Source organism: Deltaproteobacteria bacterium (assembly GCA_016183235.1).
GTDB lineage: Bacteria > UBA10199 > UBA10199 > DSSB01 > JACPFA01 > JACPFA01.
The window spans coordinates 1-6,233 of record JACPFA010000051.1; the positions used below are offsets into that span (position 1 = coordinate 1).

The following is a 6,233-nucleotide window of genomic DNA, read 5'->3' on the forward strand; positions in this document are numbered from 1 at the left end:
CATTAATAAGTTTTGCGGCTTTAGTATTTCCTCGCTGTGCCCAAATAAAAATGTCAGTGTCAAAGATCATTTAAAATCGACCTTTGCGTAATTGATGCATCACTTCCTTGACTGACTTTTTCTCTTTTTTCAACATTCCGAAAAAATCATGTTCTTCTACTTTGCATTCTGCGGTGGGAGTAATGGGCACGATAACACCCCTAATTTTGCCATGGTATAAAACATTAACTTTTTCTCGCTTTTTAAGAGCCTCAAGGATTTGAGTTGTTTTATAACGAAGATCAATAATCGAAGCATCCATAATCACCTCTTAAAATATGTCTAGTACTAGTAGACATTTTTAAAAATGTCAATGGATGAATCGAATTTATACATTTTGTCTAACAACTTCCTAACCCTGTCTCATGTCAAGACTTGACCCCTCTTCCATACAATACCGTCTTACATACAGGATCCTAACAAAGAATATTGGCTTTACAATGGCAAGCGACCGGCAAGCGGTTCTATGGCGATCGAAGATGATGGTGTTGCTTTTAGGCAGCGCAGTTGGGCCCAGTTTAAGAAACAGGCCTCGGGTTGGTTTGTGTGGGAAACTGCCTATTATTTTGATTTTCAGGCCAGTGGCCAGCAAACCAATGTGTTTAGCCAAGCCAAGACCTTTGGCACCTTTGATCGGGTAGATTCTGTCATAGGTGAGACCGGCTGGAATTATACCAACGGTGATGGAGTGCTGTTTTATCCTGGGACCGATGTGCTGTATCCCCAAGATTCGTATGGGATGGACGGGCCGATTGCTAGTTTACGTCTCAAACATTGGCGCCGAGGCGTGCAAGACTATGATTACTTGACCATGGCGGCTCAGGTTGATCCTGCGCAAGTAGCACAAATTGTGGCGAATCTTATTCCTAAAGTCTTGTGGGAGTATGGTGTGAACATGATCAGCGACCCCACTTGGGTGCGCACCGACATGGGTTGGAATAACGACCCCAACGTGTGGGAGCAAACCCGTAAACAATTAGCCGATATCATCGAGCAAGGTGGGGTTGGATTTTAATGTTATCATGTCATCCCGGGCTTTCAGCCGGAGGCTGATCAGCCTCTGGCTGAGACCCGGGGTGGCAATCTTCTATTGAGCTTTTGCAATGATGTCGTTTGCCAAGATATGAGAGCCGTCTCCTCGTACCACTATAATTTGTACGGCTCTGCGAATACCACTGCCATGTTGGGTATTACCTGTTAGATTAGTTTCCTTAATAGTTTCTAACCCTTTTTTGCTTACAGGAACAAACTGGGCGTGAATACCTTCAGCAGTCGACCGCCAAGCCTTTTTCAACTTTTCTACATCTTTTTTACTCATTCTTTGCAAGTCTGCCTCGGTATCATTTTCATCGCTTACATTGTGCACGATAAAAATGATCTCTTTGGCATCGGGAATATATTGTTTAAGGTTACGAGACAAGGCCTGCATTTTAGCAGAAAGCTCATTTGGTCTAATATATTTTGGATCACTTAAATGAGTCCAAAAACTAATGGCATTTTCACCCAGCTTCAAATCACCGTGCTTTCTAGTTTTACCAAAAGGTGTGCCTGATAATAATTGAGGCTTGCCGGTTAGTTTACGAATGACCGTTAAGTTTGTTGGTGCTGGGGGGCGATGCACCACGGGAAATAAGATGCCCCGCAATTCTCCATCTCTTTTTATTAGTCGTTGGGTAAGAGATGCCATTGCTTGGGAAATATCTGGTGGTGGGGGTGCAGGTGGTGGTGAGGCTGCTGCAACAGGTTCAGCTGGCAAAGCCGGCGGTGGAGAAGAAACAACGGCAGGCACAGGTATTTTGGCCAAACGCTTTGTGGTCGCCGAGACGTTTCCAGCCAAACGATTCTCTAATTCATCAACCTTGCTAGGTGCGGGGTCTTGATTGAGTTGTTGCTGAAAGGCCGCTACGCGGTTTTCGCTTTGGTGGATCCTGGCAATCAAATTCTTACCATCATCATTTAACTGGTTAATATTCTCTATCGTTAACTTCGTGCCCTCTAAATCAATCAGTTTTTGAATAACGGAGTTTTCAAACTGTTCGATAAGTCTACCGTAGTCTTGAGTTTCATCATTTAAACTTAAGAGAGTCTCGGCACGAAGTTGTTCTAAAGAAGGTGCTTGTGAGGTTGGCGTTGAACCTAAATTAAACGTAAGGCCTGCACCAGCTTGCAGAGCAACCCCATAATTATCAGGATCGGCTGAAACATTTAAACGGGCAGGGCTCACATCAAAGCAAACTTCTTCAATTGGGCACAGTGCTATCGTAATGGGATTAAAACTAGCTTGGAATAAACCCTCTCCCTCCAATTGCCCACCACCTATGGAAAGAGCAAGACTATATTTAAGCCAATCCAATATTACGAGTTGATATTGAACCCCAGGTGAGATTGAAAAGCCTATCAAATCGCCACCATCTTGCTTTAACAAAAGAGAAGCACTTAAAGTAGGCCCTAAGCGATGTATAGCGGCCCCATCTAAATCAAAGAGAGCACCAATAGAAATGGGAATGGGAGCAAGCTCAGGAAGTGAAGCCTCATTGAGAGAAGCCGAGGGCTGATCCTTGGGGGGAATTTCTTGAGGGGGTTGAGCTAGGCAGTTTCTGATTTCGTCTACCGTAGTGTATTGAGAACAATCAACTGTTGGAAGTGTTGGATTAGAGATGTTGATAGGGGTTTGATTCGGAGCAAAAGGCGGCAGGTTTTGCAGATAAGTAAGATAGGCCCCCGCCCCTGCAAAAAATCGAACTTCCCGAGGTTGGGAGCGAGCGATGAGTTGATTGACTGCTGTTTGGTCTATTGTGGTGGTATCCGATAAATTAGGGTCAATAGAAATAAATAGGTCTGTGCCATCGGTGGGTAGTGCGTGGCTGTGTTCTTGAGAATTGATGAGGATCTTAATTTGATCAGGTTGCTTGTCTTGATTGGCGTCACTTAAGGTGTGACGAATGGTTGTGCCACCACAACTTATGCCCTGTTGTGTAGGATCTTGGCAAATTTCATAGGTTTCCCCTGTTTTGACAACAAAGTAGACTCCCATAGCTTTCCCCCTAATGATTGAGTAAGCCTACCCTGTATGAACCCTTATCGACGTGCTGATTGAGAAGTTGTGTCTAGGAAGATTTTTCCTTCATTAGCAACTAACTACTTCAACCCGCGATAACTTCAATACAATAGGTCAGGGCCGGTTGGGCTTATGGAGTGTCCCATGGCCGGTTTACGATTCTTTTTTATTTTCCCCTTATTTTTTATATCTTCCTTGGCGGTTGCAACACCGTGCTATGTGTCTAATTTTACGGATAATCCTGAAAACAATCCTGGAGTTGGGCAAAAAAAATATTCCTTCCGCGATTTATTAGAAATTGTAACCCTAGCAGGGAGCCCAGAACTTAAGGGAAATAGTTTTAGCAAGATGTGTCTTGAACCCAAAGATAAAAATGGGTTTCCTATCCGTAAAATTATTTTCAACCAATCGGGTACCATTAAACCTACTGAACCACTGCCTGGGCTTACCGTTCATAATGGGGAGAGGTTGATCATTGAAGTCGCCGAGGGTCATCTTGTTATCCTCGATGGTTCAGAGATCAACGCCGATCAATACCCCGTAAAATGTGGTTTATATATCGGTAATAATCCTAACTACCAACCAGATAACTTTATTCAAGATAGCAGTTCAGATGGCACCACTCTCCTCGGTTCGTTTATTGTCAAAAATTTTCCTAATTCAGGGATTTGCAGCCATGCGGATGATATTACAATGGAACGAGTTTCTAGCATTGGCAATGGCGGGGTTGGTTTTTTTGTCAATGGTCATTGGAATAAGCTCATTGATATTGTGAGCAGCAAGAATCAAGGGGGCGGTGTTCTATTGGCATCAGATTCAAAATATACCCAAATCATGCCTTCTTCGCCCAATATTGTGCCACCCATTATTTCTTGGAATAATTATTTTGGAATAGAGATTGATTCTAGTGATCATGTCATCGATTCTGCTGCTATCTTTGAAAATACCTGGGCAGGGATTCATGTTGGAAAAGATGGCGACCACAATCAATTTCTAAAAGTTGTAGCCTATAAAAATGCGGGTGGCAAGGGTGGGGCTGGCATCGAATTAGAACCCAAGGCCAACGGGGGGATGTGGCCTCCCTATCTTGTGGGATATGAAAAGTCTTTTTCAAAAACCACGCTTCATTTAAAAATTGCTCAGGCCGATGGTAAAGATGGCGGGAGTATCCATGTGTATCGAGCCATGTCGAACCCCCTGACCGATGGTTTGCCAACTCAAGCCAGTGATTGGATCAAAGACATCGACTTTTCTGCCCAAGACCTTAGTAACGATGGTAGTTTAGCAATTGAAATTGCTCATCAAGATATATTTTGGGAAAAGAATCAGACATTCTTAACCTTTGCCTTAACGAGCTTTGCCACGGGTAGCACCTCAACCTATTCCAATGCCTTCAAGGTTACAAAACCATCGCTTATTACTGCGGAAGTTGGAACAACAAGTGTTGAAAGTATTGTTAAGGAGGCTGGGAAAAATTACGGAAATATTTTTGAGGGAATTCCCTTTATCCCCTTTGATATGGATAGCGACAAGGTCCCTGATGGAGACGACAATTGCCCCGAGGCACCCAATGCCAACCAAAAAGATACCGATGGTGATGGAATAGGCGATGCTTGCGACCAAGATGAAAAACCAAAACCAACAAATAAACCTAAACCAACCGACAAACCCACACCAACCGGTCAACCCACTCCAACGGGTCAACCAGAACCAACCGAGGGCCCAACGCCTACAACGCCACTTCCAACCACAAATCCTCCGAGTTTTCCTGAGCCATCGCCCTCGGTTAATCCTGGTGACAACCCCTTGCCATCGAATGAGCCCTCAACGGGTGGTGGTGGGTGTAACCTAACTTTCATGAACAGTGGGGGCGATATTTTTTCGCTCATTGGCTTTATGGTTTTGCCGATCGTGATGCTTTTAACAAAGCGACGGGATTTCTGATCCGGGGTTTGCCATGGGGTGGATTTTAATGTCATCCCGGGCTTGACCCGGGATCCAGCAATGGTATGGCTATGCAATGCCCGATCTTTTATATCACCATTCGATCATGCTCAACGACGAAATTCGCATGCAAGCCTATGGGCGAGCGATTGCCCAGGTGGTTAAGCCAGGTGATGTAGTGGTAGATATTGGTTGTGGGTTAGGAATCTTATCGTTCCTAGCTCTCAAGGCAGGCGCTAAGAAAGTTTACGCCATTGAGGCCGACGCCTCAACCCTTCAATTAGCGAGAAAATTTGCTGAACAAAATCATTTTTTAAAGCAAATTACGTTTATTAAAAAATTATCGGGGCAGGTGAGGCTCCCTGAAAAAGCCGATGTCATCGTGTCAGAAATTTTAGGTAGCCTAGCCATCGACGAAAATATTTTACCCACCTTACTCGACGCTAAAAAACGCTTTCTCAAAAAAGGTGGCAAAATCATTCCCGAACAATTTTCGCTTTATGCCGTACCAGTCGATTTTACCCCCTGGACTAAAACATTAGCTCGATTTAAAAGTATCCAATGTCATTCCGAGCCAAGCCTGCCCCGGACTCGATCCGGGGAGGAATCTTCCGTTTCGAATCTTCATTTTCTTCTTGATGAAATCGACACCCCCATGGATGTTCGTGCGGAGTCAATTCCCCCCGAATATTTTTTATCCAAACCCCAATGCCTTGCCCAAATTAACCTTTTAGAAAATTCCAATCCATCTTTAAATTGCCAAGCAGATTTTAATATCGAAAGACCTGGCACCTTGTCCGGTTTTGCCGGCTGGTTCGAAACGCAATTATTTGGTCATCATACTTTTTCTACCGCCCCGACAGAAGCACCCACCCACTGGAAACAAGCTTTTTTACCTTTAAAAGTCTCCGAACCCGTTGCTCCGGGTAAGCTTTTAAAATTCTTCTTCACCAGCGATCCCGACCGCATTCCTCCAGGCCCAGATAATATGATCACTTATGGATATGAATTGGATTGATAGGGTTCAATCAAGTCTGATTGGATTTACGATTTGAGTAAAGGTGGTGTTTAAGGCCTAAAAACTTTTAATTTAAGATCTTTGATGGCTCGGTAATGTTTTATATTGCTGCTGGTGAGCGTGAGCCCATTTTCAATGGCGGTTGCAGCGATAATGGCGTCGCCAGCCCGTAGG

At 44.1% G+C, this 6,233-nt stretch carries 6 protein-coding genes; 3 read left to right on the plus strand and 3 right to left on the minus strand.

Translation table 11 applies throughout. From position 1 onward, the window contains the following. Nucleotides 1-70 precede the first annotated feature (70 nt). Nucleotides 71-301, minus strand: coding sequence for a type II toxin-antitoxin system Phd/YefM family antitoxin (locus HYU97_12345; protein ID MBI2337540.1), 231 nt, complete (start codon nucleotides 299-301; stop codon nucleotides 71-73). A gap of 204 nt (nucleotides 302-505) precedes the next feature. Here HYU97_12345 and HYU97_12350 point away from each other — a divergent pair, with 204 nt between their 5' ends. After that, the gene (locus HYU97_12350) at nucleotides 506-1,054 is read left to right on the plus strand and encodes a DUF4091 domain-containing protein (GenBank protein ID MBI2337541.1); all 549 of its coding nucleotides are present in this window, start codon (nucleotides 506-508) and stop codon (nucleotides 1,052-1,054) included. A gap of 72 nt (nucleotides 1,055-1,126) precedes the next feature. Here the strand turns inward: HYU97_12350 and HYU97_12355 are convergent, their stop codons facing one another. Continuing rightward, a complete protein-coding gene (locus HYU97_12355; protein MBI2337542.1) occupies nucleotides 1,127-3,073 on the minus strand; it encodes a hypothetical protein in 1,947 nt (648 codons plus the stop codon). A 168-nt stretch (nucleotides 3,074-3,241) separates the two neighbouring features. On the opposite strand from HYU97_12355, the gene HYU97_12360 reads away from it, so the two are divergent. Then, nucleotides 3,242-5,041: a thrombospondin type 3 repeat-containing protein gene (locus HYU97_12360; GenBank protein ID MBI2337543.1), complete on the plus strand. Its 1,800-nt coding sequence runs from the start codon at nucleotides 3,242-3,244 to the stop codon at nucleotides 5,039-5,041. A 76-nt stretch (nucleotides 5,042-5,117) separates the two neighbouring features. After that, nucleotides 5,118-6,059: a 50S ribosomal protein L11 methyltransferase gene (locus HYU97_12365; GenBank protein ID MBI2337544.1), complete on the plus strand. Its 942-nt coding sequence runs from the start codon at nucleotides 5,118-5,120 to the stop codon at nucleotides 6,057-6,059. A gap of 50 nt (nucleotides 6,060-6,109) precedes the next feature. Here HYU97_12365 and HYU97_12370 read toward each other — a convergent pair. After that, a partial coding sequence (locus HYU97_12370; GenBank protein MBI2337545.1) for a type II toxin-antitoxin system VapC family toxin occupies nucleotides 6,110-6,233 on the minus strand: 124 nt, incomplete at its 5' end.

Excerpts from the sequence above, each read along its gene's own strand:
- HYU97_12360 (MBI2337543.1), top strand. The coding sequence starts at position 3,242 with ATGGCCGGTTTACGATTCTTTTTTATTTTCCCCTTATTTTTTATATCT.
- HYU97_12345 (MBI2337540.1), bottom strand. The coding sequence starts at position 301 with ATGGATGCTTCGATTATTGATCTTCGTTATAAAACAACTCAAATCCTT.
- HYU97_12350 (MBI2337541.1), top strand. The coding sequence starts at position 506 with ATGGCGATCGAAGATGATGGTGTTGCTTTTAGGCAGCGCAGTTGGGCC.
- HYU97_12355 (MBI2337542.1), bottom strand. The coding sequence starts at position 3,073 with ATGGGAGTCTACTTTGTTGTCAAAACAGGGGAAACCTATGAAATTTGC.
- HYU97_12365 (MBI2337544.1), top strand. The coding sequence starts at position 5,118 with ATGCCCGATCTTTTATATCACCATTCGATCATGCTCAACGACGAAATT.